The 2,144-nt window shown below is 54.5% G+C and carries 2 protein-coding genes and 2 pseudogenes; 2 read left to right on the top strand and 2 right to left on the bottom strand.

Annotated features, from left to right (window positions below):
- Both EBL85_RS16660 and EBL85_RS16665 read left to right on the top strand, forming a co-directional pair.
- Positions 1 to 127 (top strand): annotated as a pseudogene (locus EBL85_RS16660) (IS5/IS1182 family transposase); the annotation flags it as partial.
- A complete protein-coding gene (locus EBL85_RS16665) occupies positions 94 to 861 on the top strand; it encodes a hypothetical protein (protein ID WP_223806190.1) in 768 nt (255 codons plus the stop codon). The pseudogene EBL85_RS16660 and the gene EBL85_RS16665, both read left to right, overlap by 34 nt.
- Here EBL85_RS16665 and EBL85_RS16670 read toward each other — a convergent pair.
- Positions 858 to 1,781, bottom strand: a complete 924-nt coding sequence (locus tag EBL85_RS16670) for a site-specific DNA-methyltransferase (RefSeq protein ID WP_223806191.1) — start codon at positions 1,779 to 1,781, stop codon at positions 858 to 860. The two genes, EBL85_RS16665 and EBL85_RS16670, sit on opposite strands and share 4 nt — an antisense overlap.
- 237 nt (positions 1,782 to 2,018) lie before the next feature.
- Positions 2,019 to 2,144, bottom strand: a pseudogene (locus tag EBL85_RS16675) (IS5/IS1182 family transposase); the annotation flags it as partial.

The raw sequence follows: 2,144 nt of genomic DNA on the forward strand, positions 1-2,144 counted from the left end.
CGGCTGGCTCAAGTCCTGTCGACGCATCGCCACCCGTTACGACAAGTTGGCGGCCAGCTTCTCGGCAATGTTCACGCTTGCTTGCATCCGCAGATGCCTCAGGCATTACTTTTCGTACAAAACGTAACGCAGGGCAGATCGACAAGCGGAGAAGGGTCTGATAGCTTCGTGCTTTTCTCAGGGGGAGATAGCACGTTGAAAATAAAAGAAGTTCGCACGTTGATATCCAAGGGGCCTTTTGCCGAGTCCGACCACTGGAAGCAGCTTAGAGGGAACATCCTAGAAGCAGTCGGTAATGTGGTTTGGCCTGTTGGTAGCGATAAGTTCACCATCTACCCAGAGAGTGGGAAAAAGTCTGGCGAAGGAAACGGAGTAAAGCCCATCAAGAATGGAGCTATTGAGCGCCTTACCGCCAACAGGCCCAATTATGGGCAGCTCAAAAAGAACGGTGGGCTTCCAGTACAGAATGGGTGGGTTGCAGAGATGCCGTGGCCGGTAGGCGAGAGAATCCGCCCAGGCAATATGGATGCGGCGTACTGTAACCAGCAAGGAGAGCTGGAAATCTGCCTGGAGTGGGAGACGGGGAATATCTCGTCCAGCCATCGCTCAATGAACAAGATGGCCATGGGGCTGTTGCTAGGGAAGGTTAAGGCTGGGGTACTCGTGGTCCCGTCTCGTGAGCTCTACCCATACCTGACAGACCGTATCGGGAACATTTCAGAGCTGGAGCCTTATTTCCCGCTTTGGGAAGCGACGCCCTGCGAAGAGGGCGTCTTGGAGATCGTCGTAATCGAGCACGACGCTACCAGTTTCGACGTTCCGAAAATCCCCAAAGGGACCGACGGGAGAGCGAAGCGCTAATCCAGATCGAGCACGTCGGTATTTTGGTGCAGGTATAGATCATTTTGCAGGCGGTGTTTAATAACCGGCGCAAAGTCTATATCTGTACCCAGCCACTTCCGGTGCTTAGCCTCGCACACCGCAAACGTGGTGCCGCTCCCCCCAAACGGATCAATTACCAAGTCACCGGGTTCCGTGGATATCTCGACCACCCGGTCAAGCAGCTTCGAGGACAAAGCGTTAGCTTTTCGCTTGTCGGACTTATACTTTTGGTGGCGTACCGGGGGGATATCAGTCCAAATATCGGTCAGGTTAACCCCCTTCGGGTTCATGGCCTTTCGGTGCCCGCCGTAATCCTTAATGTCGCCACCACAATGCCTACAGGTCGCAATCGGGGTTCGGACTTTGCGGAAGGTTTTGGGTCGCCCCTTTGTGTAATACAACAGACTGTAGTGCGCCGGATACAGCCGGTTTCGGATGGGCAAGCCCACCTTCAAATCCACGGCAATCCAGTGGCGAAACTCCAGCCCAAGTTCCTCGGCCATGTATGCGCCCAGAATAACGTTCCACTTGGGGATGTTGTAAAGGAAGAAAGCCCCTCCCGGTTTAAGCGTACGGGCGGCCTCCTTTATCCAACTTTTACACCAACTGATGTATTCGTCAGGGGGCAAGTTGTCGTTAGAGTTCTTCCCATATTCCTTTTTCAGGTTAAAGGGCGGATCAGCGAAAATGGTATCGACGACTTCGTCCTTAATGTTCTGCAAAAACAAGTTGCAGTCTTCGCCATACACGGCCCCATGCGGCGAACGGAAGTATGGCGCAACCTCAGGCTCGTCCATTACAAACGGGCTTTCGTCGAACACAGGCCGGGGGTCGAGCGCGATATCTTTACTGTCGGTGGAGAACAAATCTAGCGTATCTACAGTGTCATCAAAATCCATAACAAAAACCTTATTCGAGCCCGAAGGTGCAGGGGCCAACATTCTTAACGGCATGCCCTTCGCGGCGTGCCCTGTCTATTAGGTTACGGGTCTTCTTGTCGGAAGGCAGGCCCAGCAGCTCGCGGAGTTCCGCCACGGTATACGGCCTCTCCGCCAGCAGAGCCAACAAACTGTCCACCGGGGAGCCGGAGGGCTGGGCAGCACGCCCAGCGGCCTCTAGCGCCTTCCAGACTTGTTCTACGTTTTGTACGAAAAGTAATGCCTGAGGCATCTGCGGATGCAAGCAAGCGTGAACATTGCCGAGAAGCTGGCCGCCAACTTGTCGTAACGGGTGGCGATGCGTCGACGGACTTGAGCCAGCCG

Source organism: Marichromatium sp. AB32 (assembly GCF_003718675.1).
Classification (GTDB): domain Bacteria; phylum Pseudomonadota; class Gammaproteobacteria; order Chromatiales; family Chromatiaceae; genus Marichromatium; species Marichromatium gracile.